Source organism: Microbispora sp. ATCC PTA-5024, assembly GCF_000511135.2.
Lineage (GTDB): Bacteria > Actinomycetota > Actinomycetes > Streptosporangiales > Streptosporangiaceae > Microbispora > Microbispora corallina.
Genome location: NZ_KI866522.1, coordinates 278,331 through 299,891, shown reverse-complemented (window position 1 = coordinate 299,891; position 21,561 = coordinate 278,331). Strand labels below are relative to the sequence as shown.

The window sequence follows — 21,561 nt, the reverse complement described above, 5'->3', positions numbered from 1 at the left end:
AGGCGGGCCGCCACGCCCGCGCCAGGGTCGCACCGCCTCTCCGAGCGCCCGTTCGGCCCGCCCGGGGTCCGCCCCGTCCAGGCCGAGGGCGTGAACGGCGACGAGCGGCACGCCCCGCCGCCGGGCCGCCTGGGCGGCGAAGGCCAGGGCGGCGCAGGCGGCGGGTGAGCCGTCCACCCCCGCCACGACCGGCCTCCCTCGCGGCGGGTGCGGCCCCCTCACGACGACGACGGGACAGGCGGCGCACGCCGCGAGGTAGGCGCCGACCGATCCGAGGAGCAGCCTCACCAGGCGGCCGGGAGCGCGCTGGCCCACCACGAGCATCGCCGCGTCCCTGCCCATCGCGGCGAGGGTCTCCCTCGGATCGCCCCTGATCAGCGCCGGGTGGACGGCCACCCCCGGCCCCAGCCGCTCGGCCAGCAGGGCGCCCTCGGACAGGCAGCGGCCGGCCAGGCGGCGCTCCTCGGCGGCCACACCCTCCTGCCGCCCCGGGCAGGGGCCGCACCACACCTGGCAGAGCGTCATCCCGGTCCGCCGCAGCCGGCACTCCTGCGCGGCCCACTCGACCGCGGCGCGGCTCTGCGGCGTCCCGTCATAGGCGACGACGACCTCCTGCCCCATGTCGTCTCCGTACCCCGTCGTCCAGTGCCTTAGGACAGAGAGCATCTTCATCATATTGAAAATTTTCATCATGCTATTGACGGTGAAGACGGTTTCATTAGGATGAACGCATGACGAGCGACAGCACACCGGAGTCCCTGGCGACGATGCTCGGTGCTGTCGGAACCCGCGTCCGCTCCCTGCGCAAGGAGCGGGGGCTCACCCTCGACAGGCTCGCGGAGCTGTCGGGGCTGAGCACGGGCATCATCAGTCAGGTGGAGCGAGGGCTGGCCAACCCGTCGTTCTCAACACTGGTCCAACTGGCGCACGGGCTCGGCATTCCGGTGGGAATGCTGTTCCAGGTGCAGGAGGAGCATCGCTCACCGCTGGTCCGCAGATCGGAACGGCGGCGGCTCGACGGCCACGGCATGGACAAGACGGCGGTCTACGAGCTGCTCACTCCTGACCTCAACGGCGCGCTGGAGGTCACCTGGCTGGAGACCCAGCCTGGCCACGACACCAGCGCCACCCCGTTCACGCACAACGGGGAGGAGGTCGGCATCGTCCTGTCCGGACACAAGGATGTGTACCTGGACGGGGTGAAGTACGAGCTCGGCCCAGGCGACTCCATTCGCTACTCATCCACCATCCCGCACTGGTACGCCAACACCGGTGACGAGGTCTGCACAGCGATCTGGGTGATCACACCACCCACCTGGTGACCTCTCGGGCGGGAAACACCCCCATGAAAGGCGGATCGCCATGTCCGCGACCGTTACCTCGACCTCCCCTGCCCAAAATCCGGCCACCACCCGTACCGCGATGCTCGGCCTCGGCCTGGGCAACACGCTCGAGTGGTACGACTGGATGCTCTTCGGTCTCGTCTCGGCCTACATCGGCCCCCATTTCTTCCCCTCCCACGATCCCGTGGCCTCCACGCTCAGCGCGCTGGCCGTGTTCGCGATGGGCTTCGCCGTACGGCCGCTCGGCGGGGTGCTGCTCGGCGCCGTCGCCGACCGCGTCGGCCGCCGGCAGATCATGATCCTCTCCGTCGCGCTGATGGCGCTCACCACGCTCGTGATCGCGGTCGCGCCCACCTACCAGCAGATAGGCGTCTGGTCCGGGGTGATCCTGCTGGTCTGCCGCCTCGTCCAGGGCGTGTCGACCGGCATCGAGGCGCCGTTGTCCACGGCGTACGCCGTCGAGGTCTCGCCGCCGGGGCGCGAGGCGCGGGCGGCGGGCTACATCAGCCTGTTCGTCAACCTCGGCATCGTGCTGGCCTCGCTGGTCAGCTTCTTCACCAGCCTCGTCCTCGGCGCGGCCGCCATGCAGGACTGGGGCTGGCGCGTCCCGTTCGTCATCGGCGCCGTGATCGGCCTGCTCGTGCTCTACCTGCGGCGTGCCCTGCCCGAGACGCTGCACGAGAGCGAGCGCGGCGAGACGTCGGTCTGGCGGGGCGTGGGCAGGCACTGGCTCGGCCTCGTCGCGATGATCTTCGTGGTGGGCGCAGCGCAGGCCTACAACTACGCCTGGACCGTCGGACTGCCCAACCTCGCGCGCAGCACCTTCAAGGAGGACCCCACCCCGGTCTTCGCCGCCTCCACCGCGCTCGGCCTGGTCCTGCTCGCCGGGTCGCCGCTCGTGGGATGGCTGGCCGACAGGTTCAAGCTGTCGCGGACGTTCACCGTGACCAGGCTCCTGGCCGTGCCGGCCGTGTTCCTGATGCTGCTCTACAACCGGCCCGGCCTGGGCGGCCTGTTCGGCGTCGTCCTCGGCGGGTCGATCGTGCTGGTGCTCAACATGACCCTCTACAACCTCGTGGCCACCTCGCTGATGCCCAAGTACTGCCGCGCCACCGGCGTGGCGCTCGGGTACGGCGTCGCGGTCGCGGTCTTCGGCGGCACGGCGTCGTACCTCCTGATCTGGCTCCAGAGCAACGCGCTGGTCTGGATCTTCCCGGTGTACGTGGCCGTTCTGTCCCTGATCAGCGTCGTGCTCTACCTGGCCGCCCGCAGGACGAGCGGAGCCTTCGCGGGCGAGTGAGCGAGTGAGGAATCGCGTGATGCAACTGTCAGATCTCAAGGTCTCGTCCGACGAGCTGAGGGCCCCCGTGGTCCGCACCAGCGACGTCGTCGTCGTGGGCGGCGGCCCGGCGGGCGTCAGCGCCGCCGTCGCCGCGGCCCGCGCCGGGGCGAGCGTCACCCTGCTGGAGAGGTACGCCGCGCTGGGCGGCCTCGCGTCCGGCGGCATGGTGCTGGTGCTCGACGACATGGTGAACGGCCGGGAGATCAGCGTGACCGGCCTGGTCTCGGAGTACGTGGAGCGGCTGGCCAAGCTGGGCCTGGCCGTCTACCCGCCCGAGCAGGAGCGGATCGCCTCGGTGGAGATGTGGAACAAGTGGGGGCGCTGGGGCACCTTCGACTTCCACTCCCACACCAGTCCCAAGCCGATCTGCTACGCCGTCGCCTTCGACCCCGACGGGTGGAAACGGGTCTCCAACGACCTGGTCCGCGAGGCCGGGGTGCACCTGCGCCTCCACTCGTGGTTCTCCCAGCCCATCGTGGACGACGGCCGGCTGCGCGGAGTGGTGGCCGAGACCAAGGCCGGCCCGCAGGCGATCCTGGCCGACGTGGTCGTGGACACGACGGGCGACATCGACGTCGCCGCCCGGGCCGGGGCGGACTACGCGCATGACAGCTACCTCACCACACTGGTGTTCCGGCTCGGCGGCGTCGACACCGCCGCCGCCGAGCGGTTCGAGCAGGAGAACCCGCGCGAGGCCAGGGCCGTCAACCGCAAGATCAAACGGCTGCTCGGCGGCGCCTGGGAGCTGTGGTGGCTCAAGACCCCGGTCCCCGGTGTCGTGTGGTGCAATTGTCCGCATATGTCGGGCTATGACGGGGCGGATCCGGAGTCGCTCACCCATGCGGAGTTCGACGCGCGAGAGCGCATCGCCGCCGCCGTGGACGAGGTCAGGCAGAGCCTGCCGGGCTTCGAGAACTGTTACCTGCTGGACGTGGCCGAGCAGATGGGCGTACGGCAGACGCGCCTGCTGCGCGGCGAGTACGTCGTGACCAAGGACGACATCGTCGACCGCCGGCACTTCGCCGACTCCGTCGCCCGCGGCCGCGACTACTACACCCCCTACCGCGCGCTCCTGCCCCGCCAGGTCGACCAGCTCCTGGTGGCCGGCCGCCACTACTCGGCCACGCCGGACGCCCAGCGCATCTCCCGCGAGATCCCGCCGTGCATGGCGATGGGCCAGGCGGCCGGCGTGGCCGCGGCCCTCGCCGCGGACGGCGGCGTGACCGTGCGGCAGGTCGACCCCGCGGCGGTCCAGCGGGGGATGCGCGCGCAAGGAGCCGACCCCGGAGACGTCCCAGCCCCCAACGCGGAGGTCGTGGCATGAAGCCGCTTGAAGGAATCACCGTCCTCGATTTCACCCAGGTGTACATGGGACCGAGCTGCACGCAGCTGCTCGGCGACTACGGCGCCGACGTGATCAAGATCGAGCGGCCCGGCTCGGGAGACCTGTCCAGAAGCTCCATCCCCGACCGGGACGGCCCGGACAACCCGATCTTCTTGTCCATCAACCGCAACAAGCGGAGCGTCAGCATCGACACCCGCTCCGAGGAGGGCAAGGAGGTCGTCTACCGCCTGGTCCGCGACGCCGACGTGGTCGTGAGCAACTTCCGCTCCGGCGTGATGGAGCGGCTGGGCTTCGGTTACGAGCGGCTGCGCGAGATCAACCCCCGCGTCATCTGGGCGTCGGGCACCGGGTTCGGCACCGAGGGCCCGTACAGCCACAAGGGCGGCCAGGACGTCATCGCCCAGGCGTTCTCGGGGGTGATGTGGCGCCGCGAGTCGCCCGACCTGCCGTTGTCGGTCTACCCGACGACGCTCGCCGACTACACCACCGGCATGCACCTCATGCAGGGCGTCCTGCTCGCGCTGCGCACCCGCGACCTGACCGGCGAGGGCCAGAAGGTCGAGGTCACGATGTACGACTCGATGCTCCACATGCAGATGCAGGAAGCCTGCATGCAGCTCAACCGCGGCTACGAGATCAACTGGGCCGCCATGCCGCTCAGCGGCGTCTTCGCGACCGCCGACGGCGCCGTCTGCATGGTCGGCGCCTTCAAGGAGAACCCGCTGCGCGACGTCTGCACGGCGCTCGAACTCGACGAGGACCTGTCCCTGCGGCCCGAGTTCGCCACCCAGGAGGCGCAGTTCGCCCGCCGGCCCGAGCTGCAGGCCCTCTTCCGCGAGCGCTTCGCCGCCGACACCACCGAGTACTGGCTCAAGCGGCTGGAGGGGCAGGACATCCTGTGCGCCCCCGTCCGCACCCTGGAGCAGGCCCTGGCCGACGAGCAGACGGCCGTCAACCGCATGATCCTGGAGATGGACCACCCGGTGGCGGGGCGGGTCAGGGCGCTGTCCGCGCCGATCCGGCTGTCCGCCGCGCCGATGGAGGTGCGGCACGCCCCGCCGCGCCTCGGCGAGCACAACGCCGAGGTGCTGGCCGAGCACGGCTTCACCGCGGAGCAGATCGAGGCGCTCGTGCGGGCGGGAGTCCTGCGGTGACGGTGCACTTCGAGGTCGTGGAGCACGTCGCGCGGGTCACCATCGACCGCCCCGAGGTGCTCAACGCCGTGGACGAGAAGACCCACCGCGCGCTCGTCGAGACCTGGGAGCGGATCGAGGCCGACCGCGACGTACGGGTGGTCGTGGTGACCGGAGCCGGAGACAGGGCCTTCTGCGTCGGCGCCGACATGTCGGCCGGCGGGATCGGCAAGACCGGTCTGGAGTACTGGGCCGCGCTCGACTCCGACGGCTTCGGCGGCCTGTCCCTGCGCACCAGCCTTGACGTCCCGGTGATCGCGAGAGTCAACGGCTACGCGCTCGGCGGCGGCATGGAGATCGTCCTCGGCTGCGACATCGTCGTGGCGGCGGAACACGCCCAGTTCGGGCTGACCGAGCCCCGGGTGGGCCGCATCGCCCTCGACGGAGGGGTGACGCAGCTCGTCCGGCGGGTGCCGTACAACCAGGCGATGGGACTGCTGCTCACCGGCAGGCGCGCCCGCGCGGCCGAGATGGAGCGGATGGGCCTGGTGAACGAGGTGGTCCCGGCCGCGGAGCTCGACGCCGCCGTGGACCGGTGGGTGGCCGACGTCCTGGCATGCTCGCCCACGTCGCTGCGGGCGGTCAAGCAGATGGTGCAGCGCACCGCGCACCTGAGCTCTCGCGAGGCCCGCGCCGTACGCCTCCCGGCCCTGATGGAGGCGCTGGACAGCGAGGACGCCGAGGAAGGCGTGCTGGCCTTCCAGGAGAAGCGCACGCCCGTGTGGAAGGGAAAGTGATGCTGCAGCCGGGTGTCTGGGGAGTCGTCGCGACGCCGTTCACCGGATCCACCTTCGACGTCGACGAGCAGAGCCTGGCCAGGCTCGTCGAGCACTACGAACGGGCGGGGGTGACCGGGCTCACCGTGCTCGGCGTCTTCGGGGAGGCGGCGCAACTGTCCTCCGAGGAGAGGCGGACGGTCCTGGAGACGGTGGCCGGCGCGACCCGGCTGCCGCTGGTGGTGGGCGCCACGTCGCTGGGCACCGCACCCGTGGTGGAGGAGGTGCGGCTGGCCCAGGAGGTCGCGGGCGACCGGCTCGCGGGGGCGATGGTGCAGGTCAACTCGGCCAACCCGCACGTGCTGGCCAGGCATCTGCGCGCGGTGCACGAGGCCACCGGCGCCGGCCTCGTCGTGCAGGACTACCCGCTCGTCAGCGGCGTCGCCATCGGTGCCGACACGCTGGCGGCCGCGCTGCGCGGCCTGGAGTTCGTGGTCGCGGTCAAGGCGGAGGCGCCGCCCACCCCGGTCGCCGTGGCGACGCTGACGGCCGCGCTGGACGTGCCGGTCTTCGGCGGGCTGGGCGGGCTCGGCCTGCTGGACGAGCTGGCCTGCGGCGCCGCGGGCGCGATGACCGGCTTCTCGTTCCCCGAAGGGCTCATCGCCTGCGTGGACGCCTGGCGCGAGGGCGGCTACGACGCGGCGCGGAAGGCGTGGCTGCCGTACCTGCCGCTGGTCAACTTCGAGCAGCAGGCCAGGGTGGCGCTGGCCATCCGCAAGGAGTGCCTGCGGCAGCGCGGCCTCTTCCTGGAGTCGGGCGTGCGACCGCCGGCGGCCTCGCTGCCGGAGTCGCTGCACGAGCAGCTCAAGCGGCACCTGACGGCGGTGCGGTGATGGATCTCGGACTGACGGGCAGGACGGCGCTCGTCTGCGCCTCCACGGGCGGCCTCGGCGAGGCGACGGCCAGGGCCCTGGCGGCCGAGGGGGCCCGCGTCGTCGTGACCGGCCGCAGGGGCGACCGGGCCCGGGCGATCGCCGCGGAACTGCCCGGCGCGACCGCCGTCGAAGCCGACCTGCTGGCCCCGGACGGCGTCGAGCGCCTGGTGTCGGCCGCCGGCGAGGCCGACGTCCTGGTGCTCAACGGCCCCGGCCCCCGGCCGGGATCCGCCGCGGAGGTGGGCGGCGGCGATGTGGCGGCGGCCGTGGACGCGCTGGTCACGCCGCACGTCCGGCTCGTCTCCCGGCTCCTGCCGGGCATGCGGGCACGCGGCTGGGGCCGCGTCCTCGCCATCGGGTCCAGCGGGGTCGCCGCCCCGCTGCCGAATCTCGCCCTGTCCAACCTGGGCAGGGCGGCCCTCGCCGGCTACCTCAAGACGCTGGCCGCCGAGGTGGCCGCCGACGGCGTCACCGTCAACCTGCTGCTGCCCGGCCGCATCGCCACCGACCGTGTCGCGCGGCTCGACGCGGCCGCCGCCGAACGCGAGGGGCGGTCCGCGGCCGAGGTCGAGGCGGCCTCGCGCGCGACGATCCCCGCGGGCAGGTACGGCAGGCCGGACGAGTTCGGCCGCGTCGCCGCCTTCCTCTGCGGCGAACCCGCCTCCTACATCACCGGCACCGCGCTGCGCTGCGACGGCGGGCTCGTCCGGACCCTCTGATTGGAGTCAATCCTGTGACCGACGTCCTCAACCTGATCGGCGGCGCGCGCGTGGGCGAGCCCGAGATCGCCCGCCGCAACCCGGCCGACCCCGGCGAGGTCGTGGCCGTGACCCCCTCCTCCGACGCCTCGGCCGTGGACGCGGCGCTCACGGCGGCCGTCGAGGCCCAGGCCGCCTGGGCGGCCACGCCCGCACCCGCGCGCGGCGCGATCCTGCTCGACGCCGCCGACCTGCTCCGCTCCCGGCAGGCCGAGGTGGCCGCCGACCTCAGCCGTGAGGAGGGCAAGACCCTCGCCGAGGCGACGGGCGAGGTCCGCCGCGCCGTCGACGTGCTGCGCTTCTTCGGCTCGCTCGGCTGGCGCACCTCCGGCGAGGTGCTGCCGAGCGCGCTCCCCGGCACCACGATCTTCACCAGGCACGAGCCGCTCGGCGTCGCCGCGCTGATCACGCCGTGGAACTTCCCCATCGCCATCCCCGCGTGGAAGCTCGCCCCCGCGCTGATCAGCGGCAACGCCGTGGTCGTCAAGCCCGCCGAGCTCACCCCGCTGTCGGTCGCGCACCTCAGCGACGCCCTCGTGGAGGCCGGGCTGCCCGCGGGCGTGCTCAACGTGGTGCACGGCCCGGGCTCGGTCATCGGCGACGCGCTGGCCAGGGACCACCGGGTGGCCGCGCTCTCCTTCACCGGCTCCACCCGGGTCGGCCTCGGCCTGCACCGGATCCTCGGCGAACGCCGGGCTCGGGTACAGCTGGAGATGGGCGGCAAGAACGCCTACCTGATCCTCGACGACGCCGACGCGCACGCGGCCGCCAGGGTCGTCGCCGCGAGCGCCTTCGGTCTCACCGGGCAGGCCTGCACCGCGACCTCCCGGGTGTACTGCACGCCGGGTGTGCGGGAGGCGTTCCTCGGCGCGCTGGCCAAGGAGGCCGAGTCGGTCACCATGGGTCCGGTGGTGAGCGAGCAGCAGCTGGCCGCGGACGTCGCGGCGATCGACACGGCCAGGGCCGAGGGCGCCGAGTTCGTCGCGGGCGGCCGTCCCCCGGTGGGTCAGTTCCTGCCGCCCACGGTCCTCACGGGCCTGGGACACGACTCCTCCGTGGTGCGCGAGGAGATCTTCGGTCCCGTGGTGGCCGTGCTCGGCGTCGAGTCGTACGAGGAGGGGCTCGACCGCGTGAACGACTCCCGCTACGGGCTGACCGCGGGCATCTGCACGCAGAACCTCGCAGCCGCCCACCACTTCGCCGCGCACGCCCAGGTCGGCGTGGTGAAGGTCAACCGGCCCACCACCGGCCTCGACCTCAACGTGCCGTTCGGCGGCGTGAAGGACTCCTCGTCCAACACCTTCAGGGAGCAGGGGACCGCGGCGCTCGACTTCTACACCTGGAGCAAGACCGTCTACATGGGGCACGAGTGAACCTGGCCGCGCTGCCCAAGGCGGAGCTGCACCTCCACCTCGAGGGCGCGATCCGGCGGGACACCGCGGCCGAACTCTCCGACGCGTACGGCCTGCCGCTGCCGCCGCGCGGGCCGTACGACGGGCTGGGCGCCTTCGTCGGCGCCTACGAGCGTGCCCGCGACCTCGTCGGCACGCTCGACGACCTGCGCCGGATCGCCCGTGAGCTGGTCGAGGACGCGGCCGCCCAGGGCGTGGTCTGGACCGAGGTGCACGTGATCCCGCCGACGTACGCGGGCAGGCTCGGCCCCGCGGAGAGCGTGCTGGAGGCCGTGCTCGACGGCCTGCGGGCGGGCTCGTCCCCCTCGAGCGCCGCCGGAGTCGTCGTGGGAGTGAACCGGGGGCTGCCCATGGCCGACGCCGAGCGCTCGCTCGGCCTGGCGCTCGCCTACCGGGACAAGGGGGTGGTCGCCCTCGGGCTGGCGGGCGACGAGGCGCGCTTCCCCGCCGAGGCGTTCTCGGACGTCTTCGCCCGCGCCCGCGACGCCGGCCTCGCCGCCGTCCCCCATGGCGGCGAGGGCGGGGGCGCCTCAAGCGTGCGCGCGTGCGTCGAGGTCCTCGGCGCGCGCCGGGTGGAGCACGGGGTCGCGGCCGCCGAGGATCCGTCCCTGCTCGCGCTGCTGGCCGAGCGGCGCGTCTGCCTGGACGTGTGCCCCACCTCCAACGTCGCGCTGCGGGTCAGCCCGTCGCTGGACGCGCACCCCCTCCCGCTGCTCCTCGCGGCGGGCGTGCCGGTGACGCTCAACAGCGACTGCCCGCTGTTCTGCGAGACCAGCCTGCTCGGCGAGTACGACCTGGCCTGGCGCCGGCTGGGCCTGTCCTCCGCGGACCTGGCCGCGATCGCGGAGAACTCCCTGCGGTTCAGCGCCTGCCCGCCCGGCAGGCTGGACAGGGCGCTGGCCGGCATCGGCCGCTGGACCGGCTCCCGCGGAGGGACTTCCTGATCCACGGCCTCACCGTGGAGGAGGCGCGCGTCCGCGGCCGGCGTCGCCGCGTCAGGCGGGGACACGTCAGGCCGTGCCACGACAGGCGGTGCTACGCCGGGCGGTGACGCGTCAGGCGGCGACGCTCAGCCTGTGGCGCGCCAGCCAGTGGCGCGGGCGCCGCGGACGACCTCCGCGAAGCGGGTGGCCACCGTGTGCCAGACGGGCGCGGAGACCCGGTCGTCGGCCACCGCCGCCGCGTACAGCCCGTCCGGATCGAAGCCCTGCCGCCTGAGCGTGTCCGCGTCCCACCCGCGGATCCGCTCGGGCGCGGCCTCGGGGTGGAACTGCACGCCCCAGGCCCGGCGGCCCACCCGGAACGCCTGGTAGGGGCACCGCTCCGTCTCCGCCAGCCACACCGCGCCCGGGGGCAGCTCGGTGATCGCATCGACGTGGTGCTCGATCGCCGGGACGACGCCCGGCAGGTCGTGGAAGAGGGGGTCGCCCGCCGCCTCGGATCTGATGGTCACCGGGGTGCTGCCCTGCTCCGGAGCCCCGGCGTCGCCCCGCACCCGCCCCCCGGCCACCGCGGCGAGCATCTGGCCGCCCAGGCAGATCCCGAACAGCGGCACCTCCGTCTCCAGCGCCCGCGTGACGAGGGCGCGGGTGGCGGGCAGCCACGGCGCCCGATCGTCGTCGTCGGGCAGGTAGCCGCCGCCCAGCACGAGCAGGGCGTCATGGCCGAGCGGCGGCGGCAGCGGATCGCCGTCGCACCCCGCGACCACCTCCACGACAAGCCCGGCCTCGGCCAGCCACGCGCCGAACCTGGCGGGCCCGCTGTCGCGTCCGCTCTGCACGGCCAGGACACGCGGCTTTCCGGACATGGCTCACCACCGTACCGGGCCGGACGGGACCGGCTCAGGGCCCGGTGTGTCACGCTCCGGGCAGCAGGATGAGGCGCCTTCCGTGGAGTTCGCCGTTCTCCATGCGGCGGTGGGCGGCGGCGGCCTCGCTCAGGGGGAGGCTCTCGGTGGAACGCGGGCGCAGCCGGCCGGCGGCCAGCAGGCGGTTGAGGGCGGCGGCCGCCTCGGCCAGCTCGGCCGAGGTGGCGTGCGAGATGACGAAGCCGCGAATCGAGCCGTCCTTCATGTAGAGCTGCCCGGCCGGGAGCACCGGGCGGGACGCCGCCCCGGCCAGCAGGACGATCCGGCCGCGCGGGGCCAGCAGGTCCACCGCGGTGGTCAGGTCGTTGACGCCGGAGGTGTCCAGCCACAGGTCCACGCCGTTCGGCGCGGCCTGCCGGAGGCGCTCGGCCTGCCTCGGGTCGCGGTAGTCGACGACCTCGGCGGCGCCAAGGGCCCGGCAGTGGCCGGCGTCGCGGGCGGCGGCCGTCGCCAGCACCCGGGCGCCGGCCTCGGCCGCCATGACGATCAGCGCGCTCCCGACGTTTCCCGCCCCGCCCCCGACCAGCACCGTCTCGCCGGGCCGCAGGCCCCCGTGGGTGAACAGGGCCAGGTACGCGGTGGCGCCGGGGTGAACCACGGCGACGGCGTCGACGGGCGGCACGCCCTCGGGGAGGTGGTAGAGCCGGTCGGCGGCCACCACGGCCTGTTCGGCCGCGGCCCCCTGGCGTCCGCCGTGGCCCAGGCTGTTGCTCCAGACCAGGTCGCCGACGGCGAATCCGGGGGCGCCCGGTCCGGCGGCGGCCACCGTCCCGACCAGGTCGCGGCCGATCACGAAGGGGAACGCCATCGGAGTGCGGAAGACACCGGAGCGGACGAAGGTGTCGACCGGATTCACGGCGGTGGCCAGCACGTCGACCAGCACGTCGGTGGGGCCGGGGACCGGAGAGGGAAGTTCTCCGTACCGGATCACGTCCGGCGGGCCGAGCCGTTCGGCGAAGGCTGCGCGCATACTCAGGATTCTGGCGCGGGCCGTCCGCTCGCGGTCGTACGGGGCGGGTTCCACCGGCCGGCCGGCCTCCTACCATACGCGCATGACCACGCACGGATTCACGCTCACCGCCGAGGGCCCGTTCGACTTCGGCGCCGCGCTGCGCTTCGTCGAGGACTGGCCGGCCACCGGTGGACTGCCGTCCGACGGGCGGGCGCTGCGCTTCGCCTACTGCGCGGAGTCCGACTGGCTGCCGATCGGCGTGACCGTGACGGCCGCTCCCGGCGGAGTCGCCGTCGCCACGACCCGCGCGGCCGGGCCCCGGATCCGGGACGAGGTGGCGCGGATCCTCTCCCTCGACGTGGACGGCACCGGCTTCGCCGAGATCGCCGACGCCGACCCCGTGCTCGGCGACGTCCGGCGGCGCAGCCCCGGCCTGCGGCCGGTGTGCTTCTGGAGCCCGTGGGAGGCGGCCTGCTGGGCGGTGATCGTCCAGCGCTCGTCGATGGTCGTCGCCGCCCGGCTCAAGCAGCGCATAGCGGAGCGGTACGGCGCGAGGGTCACGGTCGGCGGGCGGACCTACTGGGCCTTCCCCCCTCCCGTGTCTCTGGTGGAGGCCGGCGGCCTCGGCCTGCCCGCGCAGAAGGAGGAGTGGCTGCGCGGGCTGGCCCGCGCCGCGCTCGACGGCGTGCTGACCGCCGAGCACCTGCGTGCGCTCGCCCCGGAGGACGCCCTGGCCGAGCTGCGCGCGCTGCCCGGTGTCGGGCCGTTCTCCGCGGGCCTGATCCTGATCCGCGGCGCGGGCGCGCCCGACGCGTTCCCCGGCGACGAGCCCCGCCTGTTCGCGATCCTGCGGGAGGCGTACGGCCTGCCTGAGGACGCCCCGCCGGCCGCGTACCGGAAGCTGGCCGACGGGTGGCGGCCGTACCGGTCCTGGGCGTCCTTCCTGTTCCGGGCGACCGCGTACGGCGTGGTGGACGAGCGGAACCGGGCCCGCGACCGGCCGGAGCGATAGAGAAAAAGTGCGCGCCACGCAAATTTGCGTGCTGCGCATCTTTGCGTGGCGCGCACGAATTGGTACGGTGGTCTCGTGAACGTGGACGACGGCGGCCGGGCGGGTCTGCGCGAGCGCAAGAAGCAGGAGACCCGCATCGCGCTGAGCTGGGCGGCCGTCCAGCTCGTGGTGGAGCGGGGGCTGGAGAACGTACGGGTGGAGGACATCGCGGCGGCCGCCGGGGTGGCTCCGCGGACGTTCAACAACTACTTCTCCAGCAAGGCCGAGGCGATCGCGGCCCGCCACCTCGACCGGGCCCGGCTGATCGCCGCCGAGCTGCGGCGCCGGCCGCCGTCCGAGCCGCTGTGGGAGGCCCTCCGGCACGCGGTGGCCGCGCGGATGGCGCTCGGGGTGCCCACGCCCACGGGCGCGCCCGACCAGCAGTGGGTGGACGGCGTCCGGCTGATGATGTCGGAACCCTCGCTGATGGGCGAGTTCATCAAGGCCGAGGCGACGGCGGAGGCGGAGCTGGCCGCCGCGGTCGCCGACCGCACCGGCATCGACCTCACCCGCGACCTCTACCCCACCCTGGTCGCGGGGGCCGTCGGCGTCGCCGTCAGGACCGCCATGCAGCACTGGCTGCGCGCCGATCCTCCCGTCCCCTTCATGCCGCTGGTCGACGACGCCCTCGACCAGCTCGCGAGGGGCCTGCCCCTCCCCTGACCCCGGCGCGTTCCCGAACGCGCCTCTCCGACGCACACCAGGCCGGGTAAGCGCCCCCGGTCCATGCCGTCGTGCCCTCTTTCACCGGCTCCCGCAGAGCCGGACGTGTTCATCGACCCCAGAAGGAGTACCGCCATGCCCGTGGACGTGGTGATCGCCGGAGCCGGACCGAACGGCCTCATGCTGGCGTGCGAGCTGAGCCTCGCCGGCGTGCGGCCCGTGGTGCTGGAACGCCTGACCGGCCAGGAGGAGGAGAACCGGGCCAACGGCCTGGTCGGCCAGGTGGTGCGCGCGCTCGACCGCCGCGGCCTCTACGAGCGGATCACCGGCGACGCGCAGCCGCCCGCCCCCGCGCCGCGCTACATGTTCGGCGCGCTGCCGCTCGACCTGTCCGTGCTGGACGACAATCCGCTCTACATGCTGCCGGTGCCGCAGCGGCGGCTGGAGAGGGTGCTGGAGGCCCGCGCGCGGGAGCTCGGGGCGGACATCCGCCGGGGCCACGAGCTGACCGGGCTCTCCCAGGACGACGACGCGGTGACCGTCGAGGTCGCCGGGCCGGACGGCCCCTACCGGATCGAGGCCCGCTACCTCGTCGGGGCCGACGGCGGCCGGAGCCTGACGCGCAAGCTGTCCGGCATCGGATTCCCGGGTCTCACACGGGACGACGGGATCTCCCTCGCCGCGCACGTCTCGATCCCCGCCGAGCTGGTCGATCCGGCCACCGGCGCGCTGAACGTGCCGGGCTACGGCCCCGTGCCGGCGTTCCTCCACCACCGCACCGAGCGCGGGCTGTTCGTGTTCGCCGCGTTCCCGGGGCGGCCGCCCATGATCAGTACGCTCGAATGGGGACGGTCCGACGGGGACGCGCCGCCCACGCTCGACGACCTGCGCGACAGCATCCGCCGGGTGCTCGGGGCCGACCTGCCGTTCGGGCCGCCCGAGGGCGACGGCCCGCACCTGCTGCGCAGGCTGACCGGGGGCAACACCCGGCTGGCCGAGCGGTACCGCGACCGGCGCGTGCTCCTCGCGGGCGACGCCGCCCATGTGCATAGCGCGCTCGGCGGCCCCGGGCTCAACCTCGGGCTGCAGGACACGGTCAACCTGGGCTGGAAGCTGGCGGCCGAGATCCACGGCTGGGCCCCGCCCGGGCTGCTGGACACCTACGACGCCGAGCGGCGGCCGGCCGCCATGCGGGTCGTCATGCACACCCAGGCGCAGTCGGCGCTGATCGCCCCCGGCCCCGAGGTCACCGCGCTGCGCGAGCTGTTCGCCGAACTACTGGGCGAGCCCGCCACCGTGCGGCGCATCGCCGGCCTGATGTCCGGCGCCGACATCCGGTACGACGACGGAGGCCCGGGAGCGCACCCCCTGACCGGCCGGGCGGCGCCCGACCTGCTCCTGGAGACCGACGCCGGAGCCGTACGGCTGGCCGAGCTGACCAGGACCGCGCGGCCGCTGCTGCTGGACCTCACCGAGGGCGCGTCGCTCGTCGGCGACCTGGCCGGGTGGCGTGACCGGGTCGACGTGGTGGCCGCCCGCGCCCGGCACGCCGCGCCGGCCGCCCTGCTGCTGCGGCCGGACTGCTACGTCGCCTGGGCCTGCGGCTCGGCCCATCCCGGCGAGGGGGAGCGCGAGGCGCTGCGCGCGGCCGCCGCCCGCTGGTTCGGCCCGCCCGCCTGACAGCACCGGCCTACCTCCTCGCCGGCGGGGCGCTCAGACGTCGAGGGGGACGCTCCACTCGAGGCGGGTGCCTCCGCCTTCGGGGGCGGTGACCTCGAAGGCGCCGCCGAGCCCCTCGGCGCGGTCCGCCAGGTTGCGCAGGCCGCTGCGGCGCCCGGTCTCGGGGACGCCCACGCCGTCGTCCCGCACGACGAGGGTGAGCCGGCCGTCGCCGGCCCGGACGGTCACGTCGGCGCGGGACGCCATGGCGTGCCGGACCAGGTTCGACAGGGCCTCCCGCAGGACGGCCAGCAGGTGCTCGGCGACGGGCTCGGGCACCTCGCTGTCGAGGCGGCCCTCCAGGCTCAGCCCCGGCATGAAGCCGAGGTGGCCGCGGGCGTTCTCGACGAGGTCCACGATCTGGCTGCGCAGGCTCGGGGCGCTCTCCTCGCGCGGGGTCTGCAGGGCGAAGATGGTCGAGCGGATCTGCCGGATGGTGGTGTCCAGCTCGTCGATCGCCGTCTGCAGCCGCGAGGACGCCTCGGGCCGCTCCACCAGGCGGACCGCGCTCATCAGCGTCATGGCCACCGCGAACAGCCGCTGGATCACCACGTCGTGCAGGTCCTTGGCGATGCGGTCGCGGTCCTCCAGCAGGCCGAGCCGCTCGGCGTCCTTGCGGGCCTCGGCCAGCTCCAGGGCGACGGCCGCCTGCCCGGAGAACGCGTGCAGCATCCGCAGCTCCGAGGTGCTGAACGGCATCCGTCCGGGGCGCTTGACGAGCGACAGGACGCCGCGGACGGCCCCGGGTGCGCCCAGGGGCACCGCGGCGACCGGGCCGAGGGAGAACCCCTCGCCGAAGGCGAGCAGCAGGTCGCTGCCGGCCGGGTCGTCGACCATGAGCGGCTCGCCGCGCAGGAAGGCCCGTCCGGCGAGGGAGCCCTCCACCGGCACCGTCCGGGCGGCCCGCTCGTCCCCCGACCCCGCGCCGGTCGCGCCGGCCCCCGGCTCGCCGAGGCCGTCGCTCACGACGGCCTCCGCGCCGCCGGTCGTGCCGGCCTCGGCCGGCACGCGGAGGGACGCGCCGTCCTCAAGGACGGGCTGGAGGGTGTCGTCCGGGCCGGGAAGCAGGATCACCGCCGCGTCGGCGTCGGCCATCTCCCGGGCCCGGTGCGCGATCAGCCGCAGGACCTCCTGCGGGTCGGCCCCGGACAGCAGCCGGGTGGTGATCTCCGAGGAGGCCTGGAGCCAGGTCTCGCGCCGCCGCGACGCCTCGTACAGGCGGGCGTTCTCGACGGCGACGCCCGCGGCGGTGGCCAGGGCGACGACGATGGCCTCGTCCTCCTCGTCGAACTCGCCGCCCCCGCGCTTCTCGGTCAGGTAGAGGTTGCCGAAGACCTCGTCCCTGACCCGTACGGGAACGCCGAGGAAGCTGCCCATGGGCGGGTGGCCGGGCGGGAAGCCGTACGACTCGGGGTGCTGGGAGATGTGGGACAGCCGCAGCGTCTGCGGCTCCTTGATGAGCAGTCCGAGCAGGCCGAGACCATGAGGCCAGTGCTCGATCCTCGCGATCTCCTCCTCGCTCAGGCCGACCGGGACGAACTGGACGAGCGTGTTCTCCTCGCCGATCACCCCCATGGCGCCGTAACTGGCGTCCACCAGGGTCGTGGCGGTCTCCACGATGCGGCGCAGCACGGTCTCCAGGTCGAGGTCGCTGCCGATCGAGACGACGGCCTCCAGCAGCGCGTGCACGCGGTCACGGGTGGCCAGCACGGCCTCCAGCCGCGTCTGCAGCTCCGACAGCAGTTCGTCCAGCCGCATGTGCGGCACCAGAACCCGGGGCTCGTGGTCCGTCATAGCGGAAGTGTCCCACCCGTACGACGAAGGCGCCCACCCCCGGTGGGGGGCGGGCGCCTGTGGCGTCCTCGGCCTGGAGGCCGGATCACGGTTACTTGAGGACGGGGTAGCGGCGGACCAGGGCGGTCTCGCCCCACCAGCGGCCGAGCCCGAGGGTCCGGCCGGCGCCGGCGACGGCCAGGCCGATGATCACGATCGCGTAGACGATGTGCTCGTCCAGGAAGGGGTTGGTGGTCAGGGGCAGCTCCGCGGCCCACATGAGCGCCAGCAGCAGGGTGCCGGTACCGGCGGCGATCCGGAGGCCGACGCCGAGCACGAGGGCGGCGCCGATGCCGAACAGGCCGAGCATGAACAGCCAGTCGACCCAGCCGTGCCCCGCCAGGTCGGCGAACACACCGCCGAACGTCTTGTCCGCGGTGCCCTTGAGGAAGCCGGTCGTGGGGCTGCCGCCGTGGATCCATGCCTTGTTCGCGGGGGTGGCGAACCCCCAGCCGAACATCTTGTCCAGGAAGGCCCACAGGAAGATCCAGCCGATGGCGATCCTGGCGACCGCCCAGACGTACTCGGCCGGGGTCGTCCGGACGGGAGCGGCGGCTTCGGTGACCGTGGTGCGGGGGGTGACGCCGTCGAGGTGGTCCCTCTCGTGGCGTCCATCGATGGTGGCCATTGCCGGCCCCTTTCACTGCTGTCCGTTCTTCTGTCGCACCTCAATCAGACCGCTCCCGGCCTTCGCGGAGCAGTGCCATAGGGCTCGGCCGGACGCCCCCGAGGTCCCCCGCCGCCGGGACCTTCGTCCTTCGCGCGGGTCCCGGGGTCAGATCCTCGGCCGCCGCCACCTGCGGTCCGCGGCCGCCCAGGCGTCGTCCCAGTCCCGGTACCGGCCGCGGTCCAGCACGGCCCGGCCCACGGCGAACACGCACAGCGCGAGCGCCGCCCCGGCCGCCAGCACGCCGAACCCGGCAGCCCCCGCCCGCGCCACGGTCTCCGTACGGTCCTGGGGAGGCGTGGTGGGCCGGCCCGCCGGATCCACCCACACGGCGACGCGCGAGCCCGTCCGGACCAGCAGCGCGGTGGGCACCCGTCCCGTGCGGACCTCCCCCGAGGGCAGCGTCCACCGCACCGTCGCCTCCCCGAGCAGCGCGCGGCTCTCGGCGAGCGTCTGCGGCGGCCACGCCGCCACGACCGCCGGCACCCGCTGCCGAACGGACGGCCCGACCCTCTCTGCCGCCGATCCGGCGTCGTACACGACGCGGCCGACCGCCAGCGCGGGCCACAGGGCCAGCAGGACGGCCGCGAGCGCCACGGCGGCCAGCGCGGCCTCCATCCGGTCGGAGCGCCGCCGCAGCGGGTTGCGGTCGGGGCGGTAGCGCCGCACCCGCGTCATCGTCCATCCGGCCAGCGATCTCATGGCGCACCTCCGTGAACGGTCCCATGGCCACCGTCGGCCGGACCAGAGGGGTTCGGCAGGGCTGGACGGCACGCGGGAACGGGACGTACGTCCCGTGCGACCGGCCGGGCGTCCACTTCCCCGGACGCGGCCGTCCACACCCGAACCGGAGGGCCCGATCCGCGATGCCGCCGCCGGTCACGGGGTATGCGACCGGTGACGGCGCCGACCGGATCCGGGACCTCCGTCCCGGGCCCGGGGGCACGACGCCCCTGGGACGCGCGGCCGCGCCGGGCGAGGCTGCCACCATGACCCGTCCTGTGACCCGTCCCGTGAGCTGTTCCGCGGCCGGACGCCCGGACCCGGACGACGGCGGGTGCGACGTGCTGCTGCGCGACGGCGGCATCGCGCGGATCCGCCCCCTGCTCCCGTCCGACCGGGAGGCCCTGCACGCGCTGGTCGACCGGTCCTCCGAGCGGTCGGCCTACCTGCGGTTCTTCACCGGCGGCAGGGCCACCGCCCATGGGTACATGGACCGGATCACCGGTCCCCGCCACCCCGGCCGGGCGCTGGTCGCGCTCATGCGGGACCGGCTGGTGGGCGTCGCCGAGTACCTCCCCGACCCCGAACGCCCCGAGGCGGAGGTCGGGATCCTGCTGGACGACGAGGTGCACGGGCACGGCCTCGGCACCCTGCTGCTGGAGCATCTCGCGCTGGACGCGGCCGAGCGCGGCGTGGAGGAGCTCGTCGCGGTCGTGCTGCCCGGCAACGGGCCGATGCTGCGGGTCCTCGCCGACCTCGGGCTGCCGGCGACCCGCCGGAGCGAGCCGGGCGAGATCGAGGTGCGGATCGCCCCGCTGCGCGACGGCCGCCTCCTGGAGGAGGTGGAGCGCCGCACGCACGAGGCCGAGCGCAACTCCCTCGCCCACGTCCTGACGCCCGCCTCGGTGGCCGTGGTCGGGGCGAGCCGCGACCCCACACGCGTCGGCCACCGTATCCTGCGCGCCCTCGTCGACGGCGGCTTCCCGGGGCCGATCCACCCCGTCAACCCGTACGCGGCCGAGGTGGCGGGGCTGCCGGCCCACCCCGGGCTGGGCGCGGTTCCCGGGCCGGTGGACCTCGCCGTGGTCGCCGTCCCGCCCGCCGCGGTGCTGGGGGTCGCCCAGGACTGCGCCCGCCACGGCGTCCGGGCGCTCGTCGTCGTGAGCTCCGGGCCCTCGGGCCAGGCCCCGCTCGCCGAGGCCGGGAACGGGGACTCCGCGCGGGAGCTGCTGCGGATCTGCCGGGAGGCGGGGATGCGCCTGGTCGGCCCCGGCTCCCTCGGCGTGGTGAACACCACGGCGTCGCTCCACGCGGCGGTGTTGCCCGTACGGCCGCCCGCGGGCCACCTGGGCCTGATGTCGCAGCCGGGCGCGGCCGGGGTCGCCCTCGTCGAACGGGCCCGCCTGCTCGGGCTCGGCGTCTCCTCCTTCGTGTCGGTCGGCGACAAGGCCGACGTCAGCGGGAACGACCTGCTCGAATGGTGGGAGGACGACCCGGAGACCAGGGTGGTCGCCCTCTGCCTGGAGTCGTTCGGCAACCCCCGCAGGTTCGCCAGGATCGCCCGCAGGATCTCCGCGAAGAAGCCGGTCATCGTGGTCGCCGGCGCGGACGCCCTGGCCCCCGCCGCACCCCCGCACAACGCGGGCCCCACGGCACCCGGCCCCGCCACCCGCTCGCACAGCGCTGGCACCGCGGCACCCGGGCCCGCCGGGTGCTCGGACGCGGCCGCCGTCGGCGCGCTCTCGCCGGCGGAGCCGGCCGCGCGTCCACGCGCCGCCGCCGCGACGCCGGACGTGGCCCTCGACGCGCTGCTGCGGGGGGCGGGGGTCATCCGCGAGGACGACGCGCGGGACCTGCTCGACACCGCCCGCCTGCTGGCGCTTCAACCGCCGCCCGCCGGGCACCGGGTGGCGATCGTGGGCAACTCCGCCGGCGCGCAGGCGACGATCGCCGGCGCGTGCGAGCGGCGCGGCCTGCTCGTCCCCGAGCTGTCCCCCGCCACCCAGCGGGCCCTGCGCGCGCGGCTGCGCCCGGGGGCCGCCGTCGCCAACCCCGTCGACCTCACGGCAGGGGGCGACGCCGGAGAGTACCGGGCCGCCCTGGAGGCCGTCCTCGCCGACCCGTGCGTCGACGCGGTGCTCGCGGTCTACGCGCCGCCGTCCGGGTCGGGCCTCGACGCGACGCGCGACGCCGTCGCCGCTGCCGCCTCCGGCTCCCCCGTGACCGTGCTGGCCTGCGTGATGGGCCACGACGGGCTCATCGGCGACTCCGTGCCCGCGTACGCGTTTCCCGAGCAGGCCGTCCACGCCCTGTCCCGGGCCGTCGAGTACGCCTCCCGGAGGGCCGCGCCGCCGCTGTGCGACGCCGCACCTCCCGGATTGGACGCGCGGGCGGCCCGGGAGATCGTCGACCGCGATCTGACGGCCCACCCGGGCGGCCGGTGGCTGGACGTGCCGATCGCCGCGGCGCTGCTGTCCTGCTACGGCGTCCGCGTGACCCCCTCGGCCGCGGCCGGCGGCCCGGACGCCGCCGCCGAGCCCGCCGCCGAGGCCGGGGCCGTCGAGATGATCGTGGGCGGCGTGGCCCACGACGCCTTCGGGCCGCTGATCACGACCGGACCGGCCGGTTCCGGGGTCGTCACCGACCGCGCGTTCCGGGTGCCGCCCATCGACCGGGCCGAGGCCGTCCGGATGATCGGCGAGCTGCGGTGCAGGGCAATTCTCTTCGGACGGTCCGGACGGCCGCGGGTGTGCGTGGAGGCGCTGGAGGACCAGATCGTCCGGGTAGGCCGCCTGATGGACGACCTTCCCGAGATCGCCGAGCTCGCCCTCGACCCCGTCGTCGTCACGCCGGTAGGCGCGGTCGCGACCGGCGCCCGGGTCCGCCTGGCGCCCGCCGCCCCGCCTCCCTCGCCGTACCGCAGGCGCCTGCGCTGACGCGCCGCGCGATTCCCCGGGCGTGGGGATTCGCCCGGGCCCCGTCCTCGTAACGTTCGGCCGTGCGCGCGGCGAACGTAGGGAGAAGGGCCGCCTCGTCGCGCGG

At 74.6% G+C, this 21,561-nt stretch carries 19 protein-coding genes; 13 read left to right on the top strand and 6 right to left on the bottom strand.

The features are described 5' to 3' along the window. Positions 1-666: universal stress protein (locus MPTA5024_RS01315; RefSeq protein ID WP_198166899.1), on the bottom strand; the 666-nt coding region annotated here is incomplete at its 3' end. A 65-nt stretch (positions 667-731) separates the two neighbouring features. Between MPTA5024_RS01315 and MPTA5024_RS01310 the strand changes: the two genes are divergently transcribed. From MPTA5024_RS01310 to add, 9 genes are read left to right on the top strand one after another with little or no spacing between them, the layout of a single operon-like run. After that, a complete protein-coding gene (locus MPTA5024_RS01310; RefSeq protein WP_036318885.1) occupies positions 732-1,322 on the top strand; it encodes a helix-turn-helix domain-containing protein in 591 nt (196 codons plus the stop codon). Positions 1,323-1,362: 40 nt separating this feature from the next. Then, positions 1,363-2,643: an MFS transporter gene (locus MPTA5024_RS01305; RefSeq protein WP_036318883.1), complete on the top strand. Its 1,281-nt coding sequence runs from the start codon at positions 1,363-1,365 to the stop codon at positions 2,641-2,643. A gap of 19 nt (positions 2,644-2,662) precedes the next feature. Beyond that, positions 2,663-4,009: an FAD-dependent oxidoreductase gene (locus MPTA5024_RS01300; protein WP_036318881.1), complete on the top strand. Its 1,347-nt coding sequence runs from the start codon at positions 2,663-2,665 to the stop codon at positions 4,007-4,009. Beyond that, positions 4,006-5,184 (top strand): CaiB/BaiF CoA transferase family protein, encoded by a 1,179-nt coding sequence (locus MPTA5024_RS01295; RefSeq protein ID WP_036318879.1) that lies wholly within the window; start codon positions 4,006-4,008, stop codon positions 5,182-5,184. The genes MPTA5024_RS01300 and MPTA5024_RS01295 overlap by 4 nt, the downstream gene beginning before the upstream one ends. Beyond that, positions 5,181-5,960 carry an enoyl-CoA hydratase-related protein gene (locus MPTA5024_RS01290; RefSeq protein WP_036318876.1) on the top strand — a complete coding sequence of 260 codons (780 nt, stop codon included), beginning with the start codon at positions 5,181-5,183 and terminating at the stop codon, positions 5,958-5,960. Before MPTA5024_RS01295 ends, MPTA5024_RS01290 begins: the two co-directional genes overlap by 4 nt. Beyond that, positions 5,960-6,832, top strand: coding sequence for a dihydrodipicolinate synthase family protein (locus tag MPTA5024_RS01285; RefSeq protein ID WP_157099241.1), 873 nt, complete (start codon positions 5,960-5,962; stop codon positions 6,830-6,832). The genes MPTA5024_RS01290 and MPTA5024_RS01285 overlap by 1 nt, the downstream gene beginning before the upstream one ends. Then, complete coding sequence (locus MPTA5024_RS01280) at positions 6,832-7,593, top strand: SDR family oxidoreductase (protein ID WP_036318870.1); 762 nt, start codon at positions 6,832-6,834, stop codon at positions 7,591-7,593. The genes MPTA5024_RS01285 and MPTA5024_RS01280 overlap by 1 nt, the downstream gene beginning before the upstream one ends. A 14-nt stretch (positions 7,594-7,607) precedes the next feature. Then, the gene (locus tag MPTA5024_RS01275; RefSeq protein WP_036318867.1) at positions 7,608-9,005 is read left to right on the top strand and encodes an aldehyde dehydrogenase family protein; all 1,398 of its coding nucleotides are present in this window, start codon (positions 7,608-7,610) and stop codon (positions 9,003-9,005) included. Next, positions 9,002-9,988, top strand: a complete 987-nt coding sequence (add, locus tag MPTA5024_RS01270; protein WP_036318864.1) for an adenosine deaminase — start codon at positions 9,002-9,004, stop codon at positions 9,986-9,988. The genes MPTA5024_RS01275 and add overlap by 4 nt, the downstream gene beginning before the upstream one ends. A 125-nt stretch (positions 9,989-10,113) precedes the next feature. Here the strand turns inward: add and MPTA5024_RS01265 are convergent, their stop codons facing one another. Together MPTA5024_RS01265 and MPTA5024_RS01260 are read right to left on the bottom strand one after the other, a co-directional pair. Continuing rightward, on the bottom strand, positions 10,114-10,851 hold the full coding sequence (locus MPTA5024_RS01265; protein ID WP_036318861.1) for a type 1 glutamine amidotransferase: 738 nt from the start codon (positions 10,849-10,851) through the stop codon (positions 10,114-10,116). 49 nt (positions 10,852-10,900) lie between these two features. Next, positions 10,901-11,881 (bottom strand): NADPH:quinone reductase, encoded by a 981-nt coding sequence (locus tag MPTA5024_RS01260; protein ID WP_036322738.1) that lies wholly within the window; start codon positions 11,879-11,881, stop codon positions 10,901-10,903. A gap of 82 nt (positions 11,882-11,963) precedes the next feature. Between MPTA5024_RS01260 and MPTA5024_RS01255 the strand changes: the two genes are divergently transcribed. From MPTA5024_RS01255 to MPTA5024_RS01245, 3 genes are all read left to right on the top strand, one after another. After that, on the top strand, positions 11,964-12,875 hold the full coding sequence (locus MPTA5024_RS01255; RefSeq protein WP_036318858.1) for a DNA-3-methyladenine glycosylase family protein: 912 nt from the start codon (positions 11,964-11,966) through the stop codon (positions 12,873-12,875). A gap of 75 nt (positions 12,876-12,950) precedes the next feature. Then, complete coding sequence (locus MPTA5024_RS01250; protein ID WP_157099240.1) at positions 12,951-13,577, top strand: acyl-CoA-like ligand-binding transcription factor; 627 nt, start codon at positions 12,951-12,953, stop codon at positions 13,575-13,577. A 135-nt stretch (positions 13,578-13,712) separates the two neighbouring features. After that, complete coding sequence (locus MPTA5024_RS01245) at positions 13,713-15,257, top strand: FAD-dependent monooxygenase (protein WP_036318855.1); 1,545 nt, start codon at positions 13,713-13,715, stop codon at positions 15,255-15,257. Between the two features lie 33 nt (positions 15,258-15,290). Here MPTA5024_RS01245 and MPTA5024_RS01240 read toward each other — a convergent pair whose 3' ends face one another. From MPTA5024_RS01240 to MPTA5024_RS01230, 3 genes are all read right to left on the bottom strand, one after another. Then, positions 15,291-17,090, bottom strand: coding sequence for a sensor histidine kinase (locus MPTA5024_RS01240; RefSeq protein WP_036318852.1), 1,800 nt, complete (start codon positions 17,088-17,090; stop codon positions 15,291-15,293). A 91-nt stretch (positions 17,091-17,181) separates the two neighbouring features. Then, positions 17,182-17,757, bottom strand: coding sequence for a hypothetical protein (locus MPTA5024_RS01235; RefSeq protein WP_084369355.1), 576 nt, complete (start codon positions 17,755-17,757; stop codon positions 17,182-17,184). Between the two features lie 147 nt (positions 17,758-17,904). After that, entirely contained in the window at positions 17,905-18,498 is a 594-nt protein-coding gene (locus MPTA5024_RS01230; protein WP_051457577.1) for an Rv1733c family protein, read from the bottom strand. Positions 18,499-18,785: 287 nt separating this feature from the next. Between MPTA5024_RS01230 and MPTA5024_RS01225 the strand changes: the two genes are divergently transcribed. Further along, the gene (locus tag MPTA5024_RS01225; RefSeq protein ID WP_051457986.1) at positions 18,786-21,455 is read left to right on the top strand and encodes a bifunctional acetate--CoA ligase family protein/GNAT family N-acetyltransferase; all 2,670 of its coding nucleotides are present in this window, start codon (positions 18,786-18,788) and stop codon (positions 21,453-21,455) included. Positions 21,456-21,561: the final 106 nt, after the last annotated feature.

Excerpts from the sequence above, each read along its gene's own strand:
- MPTA5024_RS01305 (WP_036318883.1), top strand. The coding sequence starts at position 1,363 with ATGTCCGCGACCGTTACCTCGACCTCCCCTGCCCAAAATCCGGCCACC.
- MPTA5024_RS01295 (WP_036318879.1), top strand. The coding sequence starts at position 4,006 with ATGAAGCCGCTTGAAGGAATCACCGTCCTCGATTTCACCCAGGTGTAC.
- MPTA5024_RS01230 (WP_051457577.1), bottom strand. The coding sequence starts at position 18,498 with ATGAGATCGCTGGCCGGATGGACGATGACGCGGGTGCGGCGCTACCGC.
- MPTA5024_RS01260 (WP_036322738.1), bottom strand. The coding sequence starts at position 11,881 with ATGCGCGCAGCCTTCGCCGAACGGCTCGGCCCGCCGGACGTGATCCGG.
- MPTA5024_RS01285 (WP_157099241.1), top strand. The coding sequence starts at position 5,960 with ATGCTGCAGCCGGGTGTCTGGGGAGTCGTCGCGACGCCGTTCACCGGA.
- MPTA5024_RS01300 (WP_036318881.1), top strand. The coding sequence starts at position 2,663 with ATGCAACTGTCAGATCTCAAGGTCTCGTCCGACGAGCTGAGGGCCCCC.
- MPTA5024_RS01225 (WP_051457986.1), top strand. The coding sequence starts at position 18,786 with ATGACCCGTCCTGTGACCCGTCCCGTGAGCTGTTCCGCGGCCGGACGC.
- MPTA5024_RS01310 (WP_036318885.1), top strand. The coding sequence starts at position 732 with ATGACGAGCGACAGCACACCGGAGTCCCTGGCGACGATGCTCGGTGCT.
- MPTA5024_RS01265 (WP_036318861.1), bottom strand. The coding sequence starts at position 10,851 with ATGTCCGGAAAGCCGCGTGTCCTGGCCGTGCAGAGCGGACGCGACAGC.
- MPTA5024_RS01240 (WP_036318852.1), bottom strand. The coding sequence starts at position 17,090 with ATGACGGACCACGAGCCCCGGGTTCTGGTGCCGCACATGCGGCTGGAC.
- MPTA5024_RS01280 (WP_036318870.1), top strand. The coding sequence starts at position 6,832 with ATGGATCTCGGACTGACGGGCAGGACGGCGCTCGTCTGCGCCTCCACG.
- MPTA5024_RS01245 (WP_036318855.1), top strand. The coding sequence starts at position 13,713 with ATGCCCGTGGACGTGGTGATCGCCGGAGCCGGACCGAACGGCCTCATG.
- MPTA5024_RS01235 (WP_084369355.1), bottom strand. The coding sequence starts at position 17,757 with ATGGCCACCATCGATGGACGCCACGAGAGGGACCACCTCGACGGCGTC.
- MPTA5024_RS01255 (WP_036318858.1), top strand. The coding sequence starts at position 11,964 with ATGACCACGCACGGATTCACGCTCACCGCCGAGGGCCCGTTCGACTTC.